20 protein-coding genes and 3 pseudogenes are annotated in these 18,215 nt (G+C 61.6%); 13 read left to right on the top strand and 10 right to left on the bottom strand.

The window, feature by feature from the left end; translation table 11 throughout:
* Both smpB and ACFXS9_RS15695 read left to right on the top strand, forming a co-directional pair.
* Positions 1–474 carry an SsrA-binding protein SmpB gene (gene smpB / locus ACFXS9_RS15700; RefSeq protein ID WP_392690143.1) on the top strand — a complete coding sequence of 158 codons (474 nt, stop codon included), beginning with the start codon at positions 1–3 and terminating at the stop codon, positions 472–474.
* A gap of 117 nt (positions 475–591) precedes the next feature.
* A complete protein-coding gene (locus tag ACFXS9_RS15695) occupies positions 592–1,167 on the top strand; it encodes a peroxiredoxin (RefSeq protein WP_392690141.1) in 576 nt (191 codons plus the stop codon).
* Between the two features lie 2 nt (positions 1,168–1,169).
* Here ACFXS9_RS15695 and ACFXS9_RS15690 read toward each other — a convergent pair whose 3' ends face one another.
* Positions 1,170–1,823 (bottom strand): uracil-DNA glycosylase, encoded by a 654-nt coding sequence (locus ACFXS9_RS15690; protein ID WP_392690139.1) that lies wholly within the window; start codon positions 1,821–1,823, stop codon positions 1,170–1,172.
* A 145-nt stretch (positions 1,824–1,968) separates the two neighbouring features.
* On the bottom strand, positions 1,969–2,598 hold the full coding sequence (locus ACFXS9_RS15685) for an NYN domain-containing protein (RefSeq protein WP_028345653.1): 630 nt from the start codon (positions 2,596–2,598) through the stop codon (positions 1,969–1,971).
* A gap of 355 nt (positions 2,599–2,953) precedes the next feature.
* On the opposite strand from ACFXS9_RS15685, the gene rpoZ reads away from it, so the two are divergent.
* The 9 genes and pseudogenes from rpoZ to ACFXS9_RS15640 all read left to right on the top strand — a co-directional run bounded on the left by rpoZ (position 2,954) and on the right by ACFXS9_RS15640 (position 11,502).
* The gene (gene rpoZ, locus ACFXS9_RS15680; protein WP_024512695.1) at positions 2,954–3,346 is read left to right on the top strand and encodes a DNA-directed RNA polymerase subunit omega; all 393 of its coding nucleotides are present in this window, start codon (positions 2,954–2,956) and stop codon (positions 3,344–3,346) included.
* A 304-nt stretch (positions 3,347–3,650) separates the two neighbouring features.
* Positions 3,651–5,942, top strand: coding sequence for a RelA/SpoT family protein (locus ACFXS9_RS15675; RefSeq protein ID WP_392690136.1), 2,292 nt, complete (start codon positions 3,651–3,653; stop codon positions 5,940–5,942).
* Between the two features lie 157 nt (positions 5,943–6,099).
* On the top strand, positions 6,100–6,864 hold the full coding sequence (locus ACFXS9_RS15670; RefSeq protein ID WP_392690134.1) for a pyridoxine 5'-phosphate synthase: 765 nt from the start codon (positions 6,100–6,102) through the stop codon (positions 6,862–6,864).
* A pseudogene (gene acpS, locus ACFXS9_RS15665) lies at positions 6,861–7,281 on the top strand (holo-ACP synthase). The gene ACFXS9_RS15670 and the pseudogene acpS overlap by 4 nt, the downstream one beginning before the upstream one ends.
* Before the next feature lie 282 nt (positions 7,282–7,563).
* Positions 7,564–8,322: a signal peptidase I gene (gene lepB / locus ACFXS9_RS15660; protein ID WP_392690132.1), complete on the top strand. Its 759-nt coding sequence runs from the start codon at positions 7,564–7,566 to the stop codon at positions 8,320–8,322.
* Entirely contained in the window at positions 8,319–9,131 is an 813-nt protein-coding gene (gene rnc, locus ACFXS9_RS15655; RefSeq protein ID WP_392690130.1) for a ribonuclease III, read from the top strand. The genes lepB and rnc overlap by 4 nt, the downstream gene beginning before the upstream one ends.
* The gene (gene era, locus ACFXS9_RS15650) at positions 9,121–10,047 is read left to right on the top strand and encodes a GTPase Era (protein WP_392690128.1); all 927 of its coding nucleotides are present in this window, start codon (positions 9,121–9,123) and stop codon (positions 10,045–10,047) included. The genes rnc and era overlap by 11 nt, the downstream gene beginning before the upstream one ends.
* A 146-nt stretch (positions 10,048–10,193) precedes the next feature.
* Positions 10,194–10,574 (top strand): hypothetical protein, encoded by a 381-nt coding sequence (locus ACFXS9_RS15645; RefSeq protein WP_392690126.1) that lies wholly within the window; start codon positions 10,194–10,196, stop codon positions 10,572–10,574.
* Between the two features lie 538 nt (positions 10,575–11,112).
* Positions 11,113–11,502, top strand: a complete 390-nt coding sequence (locus ACFXS9_RS15640) for a hypothetical protein (protein ID WP_392690124.1) — start codon at positions 11,113–11,115, stop codon at positions 11,500–11,502.
* 190 nt (positions 11,503–11,692) lie between these two features.
* On the opposite strand, the gene ACFXS9_RS15635 is transcribed toward ACFXS9_RS15640, so the two are convergent.
* The 8 genes and pseudogenes from ACFXS9_RS15635 to ACFXS9_RS15600 form a co-directional block, all read right to left on the bottom strand.
* Positions 11,693–12,040 (bottom strand): hypothetical protein, encoded by a 348-nt coding sequence (locus tag ACFXS9_RS15635; protein ID WP_392690122.1) that lies wholly within the window; start codon positions 12,038–12,040, stop codon positions 11,693–11,695.
* Positions 12,025–13,686, bottom strand: coding sequence for a recombinase family protein (locus ACFXS9_RS15630; RefSeq protein ID WP_392690120.1), 1,662 nt, complete (start codon positions 13,684–13,686; stop codon positions 12,025–12,027). Before ACFXS9_RS15630 ends, ACFXS9_RS15635 begins: the two co-directional genes overlap by 16 nt.
* Positions 13,687–14,025: a DUF6788 family protein gene (locus ACFXS9_RS15625; RefSeq protein WP_376960332.1), complete on the bottom strand. Its 339-nt coding sequence runs from the start codon at positions 14,023–14,025 to the stop codon at positions 13,687–13,689.
* 59 nt (positions 14,026–14,084) lie between these two features.
* A complete protein-coding gene (locus ACFXS9_RS15620) occupies positions 14,085–14,351 on the bottom strand; it encodes a DUF5372 family protein (protein ID WP_392690118.1) in 267 nt (88 codons plus the stop codon).
* Between the two features lie 239 nt (positions 14,352–14,590).
* Positions 14,591–15,436 carry a helix-turn-helix domain-containing protein gene (locus tag ACFXS9_RS15615; protein ID WP_392690116.1) on the bottom strand — a complete coding sequence of 282 codons (846 nt, stop codon included), beginning with the start codon at positions 15,434–15,436 and terminating at the stop codon, positions 14,591–14,593.
* A complete protein-coding gene (locus ACFXS9_RS15610; RefSeq protein WP_392690114.1) occupies positions 15,342–15,848 on the bottom strand; it encodes a zinc ribbon domain-containing protein in 507 nt (168 codons plus the stop codon). The genes ACFXS9_RS15615 and ACFXS9_RS15610 overlap by 95 nt, the downstream gene beginning before the upstream one ends.
* 193 nt (positions 15,849–16,041) lie before the next feature.
* Positions 16,042–16,392 (bottom strand): annotated as a pseudogene (locus ACFXS9_RS15605) (recombinase family protein); the annotation flags it as partial.
* An 83-nt stretch (positions 16,393–16,475) separates the two neighbouring features.
* Positions 16,476–16,817 carry a recombinase family protein gene (locus ACFXS9_RS15600; protein ID WP_392690112.1) on the bottom strand — a complete coding sequence of 114 codons (342 nt, stop codon included), beginning with the start codon at positions 16,815–16,817 and terminating at the stop codon, positions 16,476–16,478.
* A 523-nt stretch (positions 16,818–17,340) separates the two neighbouring features.
* Between ACFXS9_RS15600 and ACFXS9_RS15595 the strand changes: the two are divergent.
* Positions 17,341–17,709 (top strand): annotated as a pseudogene (locus ACFXS9_RS15595) (reverse transcriptase domain-containing protein); the annotation flags it as partial.
* Positions 17,710–18,153, top strand: a complete 444-nt coding sequence (locus ACFXS9_RS15590; RefSeq protein ID WP_392687302.1) for a group II intron maturase-specific domain-containing protein — start codon at positions 17,710–17,712, stop codon at positions 18,151–18,153.
* Positions 18,154–18,215: the final 62 nt, after the last annotated feature.

Below are 18,215 nucleotides of genomic sequence, written 5' to 3'. Positions count from 1 at the left end.
GTGGCCGAAAAAAAAGAGCGCCCAATCAAGGTCGTCGCCGAAAACCGTAAGGCCCGGTTCAATTATGCAATCGAGGACACGGTGGAGGCCGGCATCGCGCTGACCGGCACCGAAGTAAAGTCGATCCGCAATGGCAAGACCACAATTGCGGAGTCCTATGCGGATTCCAAGGGCGGCGAGATCTGGTTGATCAACGCCAATATTCCGGAATATCTGCAGGCCAACCGCTTCAACCACGAGCCGAAACGGCCGCGCAAATTGCTGTTGCACCGAAAGCAGATCAACAAGCTGATGGGCGCAGTCGATCGCGAAGGCATGACGCTGATTCCGCTAAAACTCTATTTCAACGAGCGCGGCCGCGCCAAGCTGTTGCTGGCGATCGCCAAGGGCAAGAAGCTGCACGACAAGCGCGAGAGCGAAAAGAAGCGCGACTGGGGCCGGGAAAAAGGTCGCCTGATGCGGGCGAGAGGATGAAGCATCGTAGGGATGGGTGGAGCGAAGCGATACCCATCAACATAGAACTCCAATCGACGACGGTTGCGATGGGTTTCGCTGCGCACTACCCATCCTACGAGGGAAGTGGAGCCTGAGATGAACCAGAAAAATCTGCATGAAGTCGACTGGAGCAAGATCCCTCCGCCGGTCGACGACGGCGCGGCGGCGCATCTCGTCGGCACGGCGATTCCGCCGGTCACGCTGCTGGCCACCGACGATAATTCGGTGACGCTCTCGGCGCTTCCCGGCCGCACCGTGGTGTTCGCCTATCCCCGCACCGGGTCGCCGGGCAAGATCAGCCTGGTCGACGACTGGGACATGATCCCTGGCGCGCGCGGCTGCACGCCGCAAACCTGCTCGTTCCGCGATCTGTTTGCGGAATTGAAAGCGGCCGGCACCAGGCAGGTGTTCGGCCTATCGACCCAGGATAACGTCTACCAGACCGAGATGGCGTCACGGCTGCATTTGCCGTTTCCGGTTCTGTCGGATGAAAAGCTCAAGCTCACCCGCGCACTGAACTTGCCGACCATGGAAGTGGCGGGACTGACGTTGATCAAGCGGCTGGCGCTGATCGTCGACGATGGGAGCATTACCCACGTGTTCTATCCAGTTTTCCCGCCCGACCGGAACGCTGCCGACGTGTTGGCATGGCTGAAGGAAAATCCGCGGTAGAATCACGACTCCAAATCCTTCCGCACTTTCGCAAATACCTCGCGAAACATTTTCGGCGTCAGCACCCCGGTGTTGGTGTTGTAGCGGGAGCAGTGATAGCTGTCGTAGAGCCTGACCGCGCCGGCTTTATGCACAGCGCCGTGCGCAAAGGGGGCGGCGCCATTGCGCAGGCCGAGCGCCTTCAGGGTCGAGTCATGTGCAATGCGGCCGAGCAGCACGATCGCGCGCAGTTTGGGCATGGTCGCAATTGTCGTCGCCAGAAATTGCCGGCAGGTGCTGATCTCGACCGGGAGCGGCTTGTTTTGCGGCGGCACGCAGCGCACCGCGTTGCTGATCCGGCAGTTGACGAGCTTCAGTCCGTCGTCCGGTCGCGCCTGGTAGACGCCCTTCGCAAAGCCGTATTCCAGCAGGGTCGCATACAGCAGATCGCCGGCGTAGTCGCCGGTGAACGGGCGTCCGGTCCGGTTGGCTCCCTGCAGGCCCGGCGCCAGCCCGACAATCAACAGTTGCGCGGAGGCATCGCCGAACGAAGCGACCGGCGAGTTGTGCCAGCCCGGCTCCCGGGCACGCGCCTGCGCGCGAAATTCGGCGAGCCTCGGGCAGAGCGGGCAGTCGCGGTCGGGTTCGGCAGCCGCAGGGGCGGGGAGATTAGCCATCAGTCCAAAGCATTTTCGAGCGAAATCCAGTCACGGGCCTGATGCGGCGTCGATACCGGTTCGCCTCAGATGCGCGCGCCAAAACAAAAAGCCCCGGTTCTGTTTTCAATCAGAACCGAGGCTCTAGCAGTGTACTGGCTCATGCTCAATCGTCGAAATCGTCGTCGCCGGCCCGTGGCGCCACGGTGGTCGCGCGCTGCAGGAATTGCGGCGAGTGGTGACGTGGCTCGCGCGGGGCAGGGCGCTCGGAGGGATCGCGGCCCAGCTTTGATTGCAGTTCGACAAGATCGGTGAAGACGTCGGCCTGGCGGCGCAGTTCGTCGGCGATCATCGGCGGCTGGCTCGAAATGGTCGACACGACCGTAACGCGAACGCCGCGGCGCTGCACCGCTTCCACCAGCGAGCGGAAATCGCCATCGCCCGAAAACAACACGATCTGATCGACATGCTCGGCGAGTTCCATGGCATCGACGGCGAGTTCGATATCCATATTGCCTTTCACCTTGCGGCGGCCGGATGCGTCGATGAATTCCTTTGTTGCCTTGGTGACGACGGTGTAGCCGTTGTAGTCGAGCCAGTCGATCAATGGACGGATCGAGGAGTATTCCTGATCCTCGATGATTGCCGTGTAGTAAAACGCACGCAACAGCGTTCCTCGGCTCTGAAATTCCTTGAGAAGGCGCTTGTAATCGATGTCGAAGCCGAGCGTCTTGGCCGTTGCGTAGAGGTTGGCGCCATCGATGAAGAGCGCAATCTTGTTGGAAGCTGGTGACATCAAATGGTTCTCACGTTGTTGTTAGCTCTTCTAGCGCAGCGGCCAACGACCGCGCGCACTTTCCAGTTCTGTTGCCTAAAGTTCGGTGAATCGTTGCCCCACGACAGTCACCACTGCAATTATGGTGAGGCGAGGGCGAAAAACCTATACTTTTGACATGCAATGAAGAGATTTACTTGTCCTGTACGGCAACCCTGCCGCGTCTGGACGCTCCGGCCCTTCTGGCCCCAGAGTTGGCGTATCAGAGCCCATTAGGAAGGCAAATCACAAATTTGGTCTTGCGAAAGGCGCCCTGCCACTATAACTAGCGCCCATAACCGACATATTTGGCCCCATTTAAACGGAGCGACAGTCTATGGCGCGCGTCACCGTGGAAGATTGCATTGACAAGGTCGACAACCGGTTCGACCTGGTGCTGCTGGCGGCGCATCGCGCCCGTATGATTTCGTCCGGATCGCAACTGACGGTTGATCGCGATAACGATAAAAACCCGGTCGTTTCACTGCGGGAAATCGCCGATTCCACTATTTCCCCGGAAGACCTCCGCGAGGAACTGGTTCATTCCCTGCAGAAGTTCGTCGAGGTCGACGAGCCTGAGCCCGATACCGTGCCTTTGATCGGCTCGGCCGGTGCCAGCGTGGATGCCGACGACACCGAGGTTGCGGTCGAGCGGATGACCGAGGAAGAACTCCTCAAGGGGCTGGAAGGCCTGGCACCGCCGGAAGAGCAGCCCGAAGAGGACGAGTAATCCGGAACCTTCCGGTCCGTCCCGAACTCCCGATCTGCCAAAGGCCCGGACGTCAGTCCGGGCCTTTGCTTTTGTTGACATTTTTGCGGTTACAATGCGTCCTTGGCCGGCGCGGCCGAAAACGGCTGACTTGCCGGGCCGACAGGCCATGGGGTTGGGCGTTGGATGGCCGCAGGCCCAAGCGAAATTGAACCGTATCGCGGCCCGCGCGGCGTGTATCGCCGTTCGAAAACGCATTAGATACGTAAACGAGATACGTAACGGCGGGACCCGTCCGCGTGTGGTGGAAGAAGGTAGTGATGTGATGGCGTATTGGCGCCGCAGCTCCTGGCAAATGCAGGCCGCGACCGGCCAGGTCGCGGCTGCGCCGGGATCGGCCGTGGCGGAGAAGCCGAAATCGCCGCGCTCGCGCATGATGCGGCAATACGATCTGGTCGAGCGCGTCCGCACGTATAATCCGGATACCAACGAAGACCTGCTCAATCGCGCCTATGTCTACGCCATGAAGGCGCATGGCACGCAGACGCGCGCGTCCGGCGATCCCTATTTCTCGCATCCGCTCGAGGTCGCGGCGATCCTGACCAACCTCAAGCTCGACGACGCCACCATCGTCGCCGCACTGCTGCACGACACCATCGAGGATACCGAGGCGACGCGCGCCGAGATCGACAATATCTTCGGTCACGAGATCGGCGCGCTGGTCGAAGGGCTCACCAAGCTGAAGCGGCTGGAGCTGGTCTCGCGCGAAGCCAAGCAGGCCGAGAACCTGCGCAAGCTCTTGCTGGCGATCGCCGACGACGTCCGCGTGCTCCTGATCAAGCTCGCCGATCGCTTGCATAACATGCGTACGCTGGAATTCGTGCCGCACGCCTCGCGCCGCCGCATTGCCGAGGAGACGCTGGACATCTATGCGCCGCTCGCCGGCCGCATGGGTATGCATGAGATGCGCGAGGAACTGGAAGATCTATCCTTCCACGTGCTCGATCCCGAAGCCTATGCGGTGGTGAAGCAGCGGCTCGACGCGCTTGCCGACCGCAACCGCAACTTGATCGGCGAGATCGAAAGCCAGCTCTCCAAGAACCTGCAGAAGAACGGGATCACTGCGCGCGTCTATGGCCGCCGCAAGCAACCGTTCTCGATCTGGACCAAAATGGAGCGCAAGTCGGTCGGCTTCGAGCAACTGTCCGACATCTACGGCTTCCGCATTATTCTGAGCGACGCCGAGTCTTGCTACCGCGCGCTTGGCGTGGTGCACACCACCTGGCCGGTGGTGCCGGGGCGCTTCAAGGACTACATCTCGACGCCGAAGCAGAACGACTATCGCTCGCTGCACACCACCGTGATCGGACCCGGCAACCAGCGCGTCGAGCTGCAGATCCGCACCGAGGAAATGAACCAGATCGCCGAATTCGGCATTGCCGCGCACGCCTTCTACAAGGAAGGCATGGGCTCGCCGACCGAGCGGCTCAAGCACAGATCCAACGCCTTTGCCTGGCTGCGCCACACCGTCGGCATCCTCTCCGAAAGCGCAAATCCGGAAGAGTTTCTGGAGCACACCAAGCTCGAATTGTTCCACGACCAGGTGTTCTGCTTCACTCCGAAGGGCAAACTGATCGCGCTGCCGCGGCAAGCCAATGTGATCGACTTCGCCTATGCCGTGCATACCGATGTCGGCAACTCGGCGGTCGGCTGCAAGATCAACGGCAAGTTCTCGCCGCTGTCGTCCGAATTGCAGAACGGCGACGAGGTCGAGGTTTTGACCTCGCAGGCGCAGTCGGCGCCGCCCTCGGCATGGGAATCGCTTGCGGTCACCGGCAAGGCCCGCGCCGCGATCCGCCGCGCCACGCGTACCGCGGTGCGTGATCAATATGCGGGACTTGGCCGGCGCATCGTCGACCGCCTGTTTGCCCGCGCCAAGATCGAATACGCCGACGACAAGCTGAAGGGTGCATTGCCGCGCCTGGCGCGCGCCTCGATCGAGGACGTGATGGCCTCTGTCGGACGTGGTGAGCTGAAGGCCTCCGACGTCGCCCGCGCGATGTACCCAGACTACAAGGAAGAGCGGTTGGTGAAATACGGGGCCAAGAAGAGCCTCGCGGTGAAATTGAAGCTGAAGTCGCCGCCGCAACCGGCGCGCAGCACCTCCGTAATCCCGGTGCGCGGCATCAATTCGGATTTGCCGGTGAAATTTGCGCCGAACGGCGGCGCGGTTCCGGGCGACCGCATCGTCGGCATCGTCACGCCGGGCGAGGGGATCACGATCTATCCGATCCAGTCGCCGGCGCTGAAGGATTTCGAGGAGGAGCCGGAGCGCTGGCTCGACGTGCGCTGGGATATCGATGAAGCCATGCCGCAGCGTTTCCCGGCGCGGATCCTGGTGCACAACGTCAACGAGCCCGGCAGCCTCGCACAGGTCGCCACCGTGATCGCCGAGCACGACGGCAATATCGACAATATCAGCATGTCGCGCCGCTCGCCCGATTTCACCGAGCTGACCATCGATCTCGAGGTCTATGACCTCAAGCATCTCAGTGCAATTATCGCTCAATTGCGTGCCAAGGCCGTCGTCGCCAAGGTCGAGCGCGTCAATGGGTAGGCGATATCGTCATTGCAGGGCAAAAGCGCGAAGCGCGTCTCTTGCACTAAGCGACCCGGCAATCCATCCTTCTCAAGTAGATGGATGCGCGGGTCACGCCCGCGCATGACGTTCTGTGCTATCGAAGTCGCCCGTAAGCTTGCCTGTGAGTCCGGTCATGCCCGTTCCCCCGCTCCGCCTCGGCGTCAATGTCGACCACGTCGCCACCTTGCGCAACGCGCGGCGCGGCGATCGGCCGGATCCGGTGCGCGCCGCGCTGCTCGCGATTGAGGCTGGCGCCGACGGCATCACCGCGCATCTGCGTGAGGACCGCCGCCACATCCGCGACAGCGACATGGCCCGGCTGAAGGCCGAAATATCAAAACCGCTGAATTTCGAGATGGCGGCAACGGAAGACATGCTGCGAATTTCGCTCGCGACAAAACCCCACGCCGTATGCCTGGTACCGGAGCGCCGCGAAGAACTCACCACCGAGGGCGGATTGGACGTGGTCGGCCAGCACAACGTGCTGGCCCCGTTCATCGCGCGGCTCAACGATGCCGGCATCCGGGTGTCGCTGTTTATCGCCGCCGACCCGCCGCAGATCGATATGGCGGCAAAGTTGCGCGCGCCCGTGATCGAGATCCACACCGGCGGCTGGTGCGACGCCGTGGTCGACGGCCACGCTGACAAGGCCGAGGCGGAATGGCGGCGAATCGTCGAGGGCGCCGCCTTGGCGCGCGCGGCGGGGCTGGAGGTCCATGCCGGCCACGGCCTCGACTACCAGACCGCCGAGACGATTTCAGCGCTACCCGAGATCGCCGAGCTCAACATCGGCTATTTCATGATGGGGGAGGCCCTGTTCGTCGGCCTTGGCGAGACTGTGCGGCAGATGCGCTCCGCAATGGACCGTGGCCGCCAGAAAGTCGCGGGCCGGCCATGATCATCGGCATCGGTTCCGACCTGATCGACATCACACGGGTTGCCAAGGTGATCGAGCGCCATGGCGACCGCTTCCTTGACCGCATCTTCACCGACACCGAGCGCGCCAAGGCGGCGCGCCGCGCCAACAGCGAAAAAATGGTGGTCGCGACCTATGCCAAGCGGTTCGCAGCCAAGGAGGCCTGTTCCAAGGCGCTCGGCACCGGCATCCGGCGTGGCGTCTGGTGGCGGGACATGGGGGTGGTGAACATGCCGGGAGGACGGCCGACCATGAAACTCACCGGCGGCGCGCTGGCCCGGCTCGAAGCGCTGACGCCGGAGGGCTTCGAGGCGCAGAATCGATCTGTCGATCACCGACGACTGGCCGCTGGCGCAGGCCTTCGTCATAATTTCGGCGGTCGCACCCGGCAAGTCATGAGCCGCGCAGGCGTTTGCGCCGGGGAAGCGGGAAAACTAAAAATCATTGAGATATCAATGGATTATAAAGTTTTGACAAGGCGCTTGATTGCGCGCCCACGAACAACCGTCTAAAAACGCCGCCAACGACCTGTTCGAGCCAGGGCCTGTTCCGGTTACCGTCGGAATTGGCTCTCAACATCAGTTATCTAGACCATTTTCCTGACGCGAACGTATTTGGCGATTCGCGTGCGGAAAACGTTCTGCCACCGTGCGGGCTGGGCCCGCGGGAATTGGGAAAGCGATGAGCGTGACATCCGGCACAAAATCTGAAAGCGGCTTGGGTGAAACCATCCGCGTCGTCATCCATGCTCTTCTGATCGCGCTCGTGATCCGCACCTTCCTGTTCCAGCCGTTCAACATCCCCTCGGGATCGATGAAGGCGACGCTTCTGGTCGGCGATTACCTGTTCGTCTCGAAATATTCCTACGGCTACAGCCACTATTCCATTCCATTGTCGCCGCCACTGTTCTCGGGCCGCATCTTCGGCTCGGAGCCGAACCGCGGCGACATCGTCGTGTTCCGCCTGCCGAAGGACGACTCCACCGATTACATCAAGCGCGTGATCGGCTTGCCGGGCGACCGCATCCAGATGCGCGAAGGGCTGCTCCACATCAACGACAAGCCGGTCAAGCGCGAGCGGCTCTCCGACTTCATCGGCGAGGACCCCTGCGGCTCCGACGCTACCGCGCGCGTCAAGCGCTGGAAGGAAACGCTGCCGAACGGCGTCAGCTATGAATCGCTCGATTGCGTCGACAACGGTTTCTACGACAACACCAACGTCTATACCGTGCCCGCCGGCCACTTCTTCATGATGGGCGACAACCGCGACAACTCCACCGATAGCCGCGTGCTGTCGGCGGTGGGCTACGTGCCGTTCGAAAACATCGTCGGCCGGGCGCAGATGATCTTCTTCTCCATTGCCGAGGGCGAACACGCCTGGATGTTCTGGCGCTGGCCGACCGCCGTGCGCTGGAATCGCCTATTCACAATTGTGCGATGAACGACGAGACAGCGATCATTCCTGACACATCGGCCTCCGGCGAGCCGGGCCAGCAGGCGGATGCGCCCCGCGAAGCTGCGCCGAAGAAGAAGCGCGGCAAGGCCGGCGCGAAGGCTGCGGCTGCGGCGATCGAGGCGCGCATCGGCTACAAATTTTCCGATCCGACGCTGCTGACGACCGCCTTTACCCATGTCTCGGCCTTGAAGCCCGCGACCCGACATCGCGCCGACAGTTATCAGCGGCTGGAATTCCTCGGCGACCACGTGCTCGGGTTGATTATCTCCGACATGCTGTATCGCGCCTATCCGAGGGCGGACGAAGGCGAATTGTCCAAACGTCTCGCCGACCTCGTGCGCAAGGAAAGCTGCGCCGACGTCGCCAAGTCGCTGGGGCTGCTCGATGACATCAAGCTCGGCGCAGTGGGTGCCGGGGCGGGCGCGCGCCTGCGCAAATCCGTTCTCGGCGATATCTGCGAGGCGGTGATCGGGGCGATCTATCTCGACGGCGGCTATGCGGCGGCGTCGCAATTCGTCGAGCGCAACTGGCTGGAGCGGATGCGCAAACCGCGCCGGCCGCTGCGCGATCCCAAGACGGTGCTGCAGGAATGGGCCCAGAGCAAGGGCTTGCCGACGCCGGTCTATCGCGAGATCGAGCGCACCGGGCCGCATCACGACCCCCAATTCCGCGTCGCTGTCGACTTGCCGGGACTGGCGCCCGCCGAAGGCGTCGGCGGCTCCAAGCGCGCAGCCGAGAAGGTCGCAGCCTCCGTGATGATCGAACGCGAAGGTGTCGGCAGCAATGACAGTTGAACCCGCACCCGGCGCGCCTGCCGAGACCCGCTGCGGTTTCGTCGCGCTGATCGGCGCCCCCAACGTCGGCAAATCCACCCTTGTCAATGCGCTGGTCGGCTCCAAGGTCACCATCGTCTCGCGCAAGGTGCAGACGACGCGCGCGCTGATCCGCGGTATCGTGATCGAGGACAATGCGCAGATCATTCTGGTCGACACGCCCGGCATTTTCCTGCCGAAGCGGCGGCTGGACCGGGCCATGGTGTCGACCGCCTGGAGCGGGGCCCACGATGCCGACCTGGTCTGCGTGCTGCTCGACGCCAAGGCCGGAATCGATGAGGAGGACGACGCGATCCTGCACAAGCTTGCGACGGTTGCGCACCCGAAAATCCTGGTGCTGAACAAGATTGACCTGATCCCGCGCGAAAAACTGCTGGCGCTGGCGCAGGCCGCCAATGAGCGGATGAAGTTCGAGCACACCTTCATGATCTCGGCACTGTCGGGCGACGGTGTCGCCGACCTGCGCAAGACGCTCGCGAAGAGCGTGCCGCCGGGTCCATTTCATTATCCCGAGGACCAGATGTCGGATGCTCCGCTGCGGCATCTGGCGGCGGAAATCACTCGGGAAAAGATCTACCGCCAGCTCCACCAGGAACTGCCGTATCAATCGACCGTTGAGACCGATAGCTGGACCGAGCGCAAGGACAAGTCGGTCCGGATCGAACAGACGATCTTTGTCGAGCGCGAGAGCCAGCGCAAGATCGTGCTCGGCAAGGGCGGCGCCACCATCAAGTCGATCGGCGCGGAGTCGCGGAAGGAGCTCGCCGAAATTGTCGGCGTGCCCGTGCACCTGTTCCTGTTCGTCAAGGTGCGGGAGAACTGGGGCGACGACCCCGACCGCTACCGGGAAATGGGGCTGGAATTCCCCAAGGAATAGTGAGGGCGCGTCATTGCTTCCGCCTTCGCTCGTTGAGCTTCGGCGGACAAGTCGTCGCTTTGCTCCCTTGCGCAAACGCTTTTGCGTTTGTCGCAGACAATGACGGGGCTAGGAACATGACCCACCAATTACCAAGAACGAGCCCGATGACCCTACCGAGAAACGTGCTGTGGTTTGAGGTTTTGCTGTATCTGTCGCTGACGCTGGATGCGGTGTCGGTGGCGTTCCAGGATCGCACGCCGACCCCGAAGATGACGGAGCAGATGATCGGCACCGGAACGCTGATGGCGGCCGGCCTGATTCTGCTGTTGGTCTATCTCGTCCGGCTCGCCGCCGAGCACCGCAAGAACTGGCCACGCTGGGTGCTCGTCGCGGTCTTGGTGCTGTCGGTGATTTCGCTCGCGCAAATGATTGGCGAGAAGGGCATTCAGTTTGACAGCGGCATCGAAGTGATCTCCTGCGCGCTGACTGCAGCGGGGCTGTATTTTTCGTTCACCGGCGACGCGGTGGGGTGGTTCAACGAGTGATGCAGGGCTGCGGTAGGGTGGGCAAAGGCGCTCGGCGCCGTGCCCACCATCTATCCAGTGGCTCGTCGTGAATGGTGGGCACGCGGAGCCTGTCATCAGGCGCGCATTTCGCGCGACCCGTTGGCTGTGTGCCGAGTATGAACGACAGCTTGGAGGTGGAAGTCCTCTATCCAGCCTGATGACGGCGAAGGATTAGCGAAACGCAAGGGCATCACCGCGAGGTGGGGGTCCGAAGAAAGCGTGGAGCAAAGCCGCGGCTCGATGGACAAAATACCGGATAATGAGGCCTGCCCGGCCGGACGAGCGAGCAGCCAATCGCGAAGTCCTCAGTCATCAAGGGTCGGGGTGGTAGATCCGGCGGGCGTGCGGCGAAGGCGGTCGGTCTTACCTCGGGAGGTCTGCGTTGTGTCCCGGCAACGGGACTGAGGTCGTCGCAAGGCGATCTGAGCGCAGCGCAGAAGTCAGCAGAGGGCGTAGTGGGCGGCAGCGCGCCGCTGAAGGCCCGAACGGTGGAAGAGGTCAGTAGAGCGGCAATCTCGTGCAGGCCATGCAGCAGAAGCCACAGCAAACACTGGACTTGGGCCGCGACGCGACGGGTGAAGCCCGAAGCGCCCCCTCCCAAGGGATTGAAACCAGCACGGCGAGAGCCAGCCTCGAACGCCCGGCGGTCGCGGGACCGTCGATGGAAGCAGTGATCGAGCGTGAGAACTTGAGGAAAGCGTTGGCGCAAGTGAAGCGCAACAAGGGTGCGGCGGGCATTGACGGGATGACCGTCGACGATCTGCCGGCCTACCTGAAGGAGCACTGGCCCACGATCCGAGCCAAGCTGCTTGACGGCACCTACCAGCCGCAACCGGTGCGGCGGGTCGAGATACCAAAGGCATCGGGTGGCGTTAGGCTGCTCGGCATCCCGACGCGCCGGGCATAATACACCTCATACAGTTTGCGTTGGGGATGGTGGGTCAAGATGGCTTGAAGTCGCAACCCATTTTCGGAGACGCCGGTCGACGTAATCGTCGATGGTGATTGCATATGGCGCATTCGGCTTGCGTTGCAGCGCCGAGACTATACCACGTTCGATCCAGTAATGGACGACCCACAGGCTGACGCCAAATCTCTCACAAACCTGGCTGACGTTCAACGTTCCGGCGGGAAGAGATGGGCCAGTGATACGATGCTTGTAGCGGATCCATCGAGATCATGCTGACGGTGAACGGCCTGCCGGTCGAGCTTGTCTGGCCATTGCTTTTGAGTTGCGCGACGATTTCATGATCATCATGTAGTTCCGCCAGCGCGCGGATTTTGGCAACGAACTCATCGGGATAACGAACTGCTTCGGGGCGGTTCGGCCGCTGCCGGACCTCAATTGTCTCAGTAGCCCCACCTTGCCAGCGAATTTGCAATCGCAGCAGTTTGGGTTCTGGACCCTTAGCTACGGTGATGTCGCGTATCAACAGGCGGAGCATGCGCTTGCGGTCACGAGCTGAAGTGCTTGAAGCCTTCCACAGTCGGGGAAGTCCCTGCCAAGCTGCAGTATTTGCTGCCTCTGTTCGGTTGTGATGCTACGCAGGTTCTGGCGCTCAAAATTGGCCAATTCAGTCTCGAGCTCGAGAAGCCGTTCCATTGCATCGTTCCAGCGCTTCTCGAGCGTACTGGCAACCAACCGATTGCTGGGGTCTGCTTCTTCATAGCGCCGTTCTGCCAAGTCGCAATCATAACGGGCCCGGTCTATCCTTCGTTGCCATTGCGCAGCAATTGACCTATCGCGCTCCTCCAAGCTTGTCAGCGCTTGCAACGCCAGTTCAACCGTCAGTGGCGTGACGGCGGTCAACAGGCGCTCTGCAATGGCGTGATCAAGCGGTTTTGATGGCAGAGACATGCAGTGCTGCGGCGCCAGTGCCTCCCGACGCCTCCAATTGCATTCATAGATCGGGTAAAGACCGCCATTGCCGGCGTAGCGCACATTTAGACGCCGTCCGCAAGCGCCACAAAGCAATAAACCTTGCAGCAAACAAAGTCCCTCTCGAGCGGGTCCGGCGATAACTTCGCTATTGGTCCTGTTCGCCGCCAAGTGTTCGCGGTTGGTAAGGAATCGATCCCAGGTAATATAACCAGCATGGTGATCGGGAATGACAACACGCCACTCATCTTGTGGCATGCGGCGCAACTGAGTTTGAATCTCACCGGTAGGGCCAACCTGCTTGCAAGATTGATATCGGCCAAACACGTAAGTGCCGGCGTAAGATGGATTGGCAAGGACACCGAGCACGCGTGAATGCGTAAGTCGTCCCCAGATCAGCTTGCCGTCCCAGACGCCGCCATAGGCTCGGCGTGGAAAGACAAGGCCGAGTTCATTGAACCGTTTAACTACGCCGTAGGCGCTGCTCTCTTGTTCAAATAGTTCGAAGACTGTTCGAACCGCGCCTTGCACTTCCTGATCGGGGTCGAGGGTGATCCTATCGCCGTCGAATACCAAACCGACCGGCAGAGGGAAGTGCAATTCACCTTTCTGCGCCTTGTTGAGTTTGCCTCCGTGGAGGCGCGCGCGAATGATGTGCAGCTCTGCCTGAGCAAACGTACCCTTCATGCCAAGCACAAGGCTGTCGTTGAAGTCCGCCGGATCGTAGCAGCCATCGCCGTCGAACACCAATGTGCGTGTCACCGCGCACAGCTCCAGCAAGCGATGCCAATCCTTGTTCGAGCGGGCCAGGCGCGAGGCTTCCAGAGAGAAGATCGCGCCGACTTGGCCCATTGCCACATCGCTGACCAGCGTCTTGAAGTCGTCGCGATTGGTCGCCTGCTCGCCGGAGTGACCGAGATCCCGGTCGAGGATCCGGATCTGCTCCGGGTCCACCCGAGCGACCTCGCTTGGTCCGCCAAGTTGTACTGGCGCTCTGTGCTCTCTTGATTGAAGCGGACTTGCCCCATCGTCGACTGACGGATGTAGATGCAGGCCTGCCGCGCGAGATGATGATCGGCAATCTTGGGATTGATCATGATCGGGTCCTTCCACATCGGGCGGCGGAGCGCCTGCAGCGAGATAGGAGTCGATCATGTTGGCGATGATGGCGCCCGCCTCGGCAAAGTCGAGGGCTGCGACCGCCGGATCCATCTAATCGAGACTTTCGCGGCGACGCAGAAGCTCGGCATTGATCGCGCAAATCTCGTTGAGCATCTCCTGGAGCTTGCGGTAGTTGGCGAGAAACTCGGCCACCTGAGGATACGCGCCATTCGGCACATAGCCGAGCCGCGGGCGTTCGCCGGTTCGAGCGATTGTGGACAGGTAACGCTTGGGGCCGTGTCCCGGTCCGTCGACGCAGTGGCAGCTGGGTCGGCCGCAGCGCTTGTAGGTCTCGATGAGCGACCCGCGCACAATCTGCTCGATCGGCGGCAGGGCACGCAAGAGCTGATGGCGGCGCTTTCGCAGGGCCGCGGAAGAAGGCTTCTTCATTTGCGGACCGAATCGAATTGATGTCCGAGTGATTCAGAAGCTGAGTCATTGGTCAAGCCTCATTTCTTGTGCTTCAACGAAGAGGCGAATTCGGCAAGCGCAAGCAGACCAAGGGCGTCAATGAGCAACGGCTGCTGGCCATTGATAGGCTCGCTCCGAGCACCTGGAAGCGCCCAGTCCGTCCAGTCGCGTGGGACAGCAAGCGATCCGATCTCGGCGTGGCGCAGGCTCAAAGTCTCTACGCCAGAGACCTCTCTGACCTTGAGGACAGCAAATCGCTGACCACGAAGTACATGGAAGGGATGGGTTATCTCAGCCGAACCCAAATCCTGACGGGGCTGAAGTGCAGTTCGACGCAACCGTGCCCACGGTGCTCGACCGCTTCATCCAGCAGGCGGTGATGCAGGTGCTGCAGGCGGACTGGGACGGAACGTTCTCCGATGCGAGCTTCGGCTTCCGGCCGGGTCGCTCGGCGCATCAGGCGGTGGAACGGGCGCAGGCGTATATCGCGTCAGGGCACGCCGTCGTCGTGGACATCGACCTGGAGAAGTTCTTGGATGTTGCGTCATACTACACCTTCAGTTTTTTTGAGAGGGTCGAAGAGGTCCGGAGCAACTGCAGGTACCTGAATTCGTATGCCTTTTGCCCGTCCGCGATAGACGTGAACGGCCTTAAGCTCGCCGCGCTTTACACGTTGCAAGATGGTTTGCCGCGAGACGCCGAGTAGATTCATGGCCTTGAACATCTTCACGTAACCTTCGGGCGCGCTCTCCACAAAGCGCGACCGCAACTCGTCATTGATACGGATGCGCCAAGGCGCGCCAGGTGTGATCTGCTCTCCGGCAATGAAGCCATCGTTGAGGCAGCGATGCAAAGTAGAGGGTGCGATCCCGAGAGCGCGTGCTGCTTTCTCGATCGTCATGCACTCGCCGTCCTGCACTTGCTGTTTCGGCTGGAAGCACGGGATCTCCCAGTGCGTCCGCAGGCTCGACACACGATTTGCCGTAAACGACAGTCCTGTGGCCGTTGTACGGCCTTGGCGATTGAGGATGCCGGCGATCTTGGTGTCGGGATAATGTGCAGCCAGTCGCCGCAGCAGATCGATCGTATCGTCGGCGGTGCGGATCGGCGATGGATGCGAGTGCGGCAATGGGACATTAACTTCACTGAAGAGACCGCCGCGCCAACGCAGCGTCAGGTGAGCGTTGTATTTATCGCGCTCGACTCTCAAGGTGACATCGTCGAGCAGCGTGCGGAGCAACTCCTTGCGATCGCGATCGCTCGTCGTGGGAGCGAACCAGATACGCTTGAGGTCTTTACCGAGTGCAAGGATAGCGTCGCGTTCTTCGTGCGTAAGCGAGCGCGGTCGGGCATGTTCGCGGTCCGAGAGTTCGGATTCGGCAGTCTTCAATTCCAGCAGAGCGCTTTCCCATTCTGCTTCGAGTCCACGCGCGACGAGTTCTATTCTCCGGGTCCACTGCGCGATAGCGTCGCTCGGCGCGCTGCGCGTTGTAGCGCGCACGCTCGACGTCGCGACGGAACTGCGCGAGAGTCGTCTCGCGATCGGCGTCGAATTGCTCGATCGCCTGGAGCGAGGCTTCCAGGCCTGCGGGCGCGAGAGCCGCAAGGAACGCTTCGGCGACAGCCGCATCGATCTGCACACCGCCGATGTTGAGGCAGTACTCGCCCCGGCCGTTGACGATGTTCTTGCCGGCGCAGTGATATCCGGGCGCCGAGAACCGGCCGCTGTAGTGTACGGCCAGGCGCCGACCGCAGTGTCCGCATACGGCGAGGCCTTGCAGGAGTGCTGCGCCTTCTCTCACGGCACCCCGCTCTGGTGCGGTCGAGGACGGATGTTCTGCGCCAGGCGCTTCTGGTTCGCCTCGAAGGTATTCCAATCGATGTATCCGGCATGATGGTCACGAATGAACACCGGCCACTGCTCGCGGTCGCGTTGTCTGATGCGCTTTCGATTCGACCGCCCGCATCGAGATAGCATGTCTGCTGGGTGCGGCCATACACATAAACGCCGGCATAGAACGGGTTGGTGAGGACCTGGTGGATCTTTGTGTAAGTGGGGGCGACCCAGCGGAGATCGACAAGGCTGTTGGAGTGCAGCGGAAAGCGCAGGCCTTGCGAGCGGAACCACAGCCACACGCGTCGTGCCGAGCCGAATTCGGCAAAGCGGTCGAAGACAGCATGGATCGCGGCTTGCACCGACTCGTCAGGATGCAACAGCACCTCCCCGTCGGCGTCGCCCCGTACCAGACCCACCGGCAGCCCGCGGTGCAGTTCTCCGCGTGCGGCCTTGTTGCGGATGCCACCGAGCAGCCGCGCACGCAGCACATGCAGCTCTGCCTCTGACATCGTACCTTTGAGCCCGAGCACCAGGCGGTCATTGAACAAGCCCGGATGATAAATCCCATCTCCATCACCGATGAGCGTGTGGGTCAGGCCACATAGATCGAGCAGACGGTACCAATCAGCATTATTGCGCGCCAGTCGCGAGACTTCAAGCCGAGCACGATGCCCACCTGGCCGAGGCCGACCTCCGCGGTCATACGCGCGAAACCGGTGCGCTCGGAAAGGCCGGAACCGGAAATACCGAGGTCCTCATCGATGACCTTCACCTGATCGCGTCGCCAACCAAGCCGCGCGGCGCGTTCGGCTAACTCGTACTGACGGGCAGTGGACTCGCGATTATGCTCGACCTGCGTCGTACTGGACTGACGCACGTAGACGATTGCGCATCGGCGTAGGTGCTCAGCGGTAATCTTGCTCAGTTCGTTCATCGTTGTGATCTCCGGCAGTGGCGATTGCTCGGGCGATTAGTCGGGCGAGTCGCAGCACGAGATGTGCGCGCTGCTCTCTATCGAGGGCCTCCCATACAGGTACGGCCCCGCGCTGAGGTGGTGGGTCGAGAAAGCTTAGCTGCTGCATGGCTGTCCTCCGATTCCGGTGGCAGGACAGTATGCGCGCCATCCAATTGCCGCAGCAAAGCGTCGACGATCGTCCGGGCGTGCAGCAGCTCGGCGTGGGAAGCCAGGAATGCCGCTCGAGCGCATTGCGGGCTTGCACGCGGTAAATGTTGTGCGATAGGCAGATCTGTCCACGCGGCCGGTACAAGGGCACGGGTACCATCGGGCAGTACAAGCGTCAGATGAAGTTCGCCGCGTCGATGACACCAGCCAAGCACATTAAGCGCAGATCCCTCAAAGGGATGGCGCGACCGAACGATGGTTACCTGATCGGGATAGTCGTCGAGATGATGAGCGCGGTGGTGGGTAGTCTGTCGAGTAGTCTTTCGACCGGGTCAACCACGACATCCTAATGGGGCTCGTCGCCAAGCGGGTTGCTGACAAGCGCGTTCTGAAGCTCACCCGCGCCTTCCTGAATGCGGGTGTGATGGAGGGCGGGTTGGTCAGTCCGACAGAAGAGGGCACGCCGCAGGGCGGCCCGCTCTCGCCGTTGTTGTCGAACCTGATGCTAGATGTGCTGGACAAGAAGCTTGAGAAGCGCGGTCACCGCTTCGTGCGCTACGCCGACGACTGCAACATCTATGTGCGCAGTCAAAAGGCGGGTGAACGGGTGCTGGCGGGCATCGAGAAGTTCCTGGAAAAGCGCCTCAAGCTCAAGGTCAACAAGGCCAAGAGCGCGGTCGCCAAACCGAGCGTCCGCAAGTTCCTGGGCTTTAGCTTTACAAGCGGGCCGGGGCCACGACGGCGCATCGCACCGCAGGCGATCGCCCGCTTCAAGGCCAGAGTTCGGGAATTGACGCGGCGCACAGGCGGACGAAGCCTCGCGCAAGTCGCCAAGGAATTATCCGTTTACCTTGTCGGCTGGCGTGGCTACTTCGGCTTCTGCCAAACCCCGTCGGTATTGCGCGCACTTGACGAATGGATCAGGCGGCGGTTGCGCGCCATCGCCTGGAAGCAGTGGAAGCGTGGACCCGCTCGCTTTGCAGAGCTGCGACGCTGCGGCGTCGGCCGGGATCGGGCGGCTCAAACCGCCGGCAGCCCACATGGCCCTTGGCGGCTGGCAGCGAGTCCCGCGCTCACCATCGCATTGCCAACTCACTTCCTCGGTTCACTCGGTCTCACTTCCGTCGCGGCGTCGAGGTCCGCATAATCCATCGAACCGCCGTATACGGACCCGTACGTACGGTGGTGTGGGAGGGAGGAGTCGCGAGA

Origin of the sequence: Bradyrhizobium sp. RDI18, assembly GCF_043203335.1 — a bacterium.
Lineage (GTDB): Bacteria > Pseudomonadota > Alphaproteobacteria > Rhizobiales > Xanthobacteraceae > Bradyrhizobium > Bradyrhizobium retamae.
This window is presented reverse-complemented; position numbering and strand designations above follow the sequence as displayed.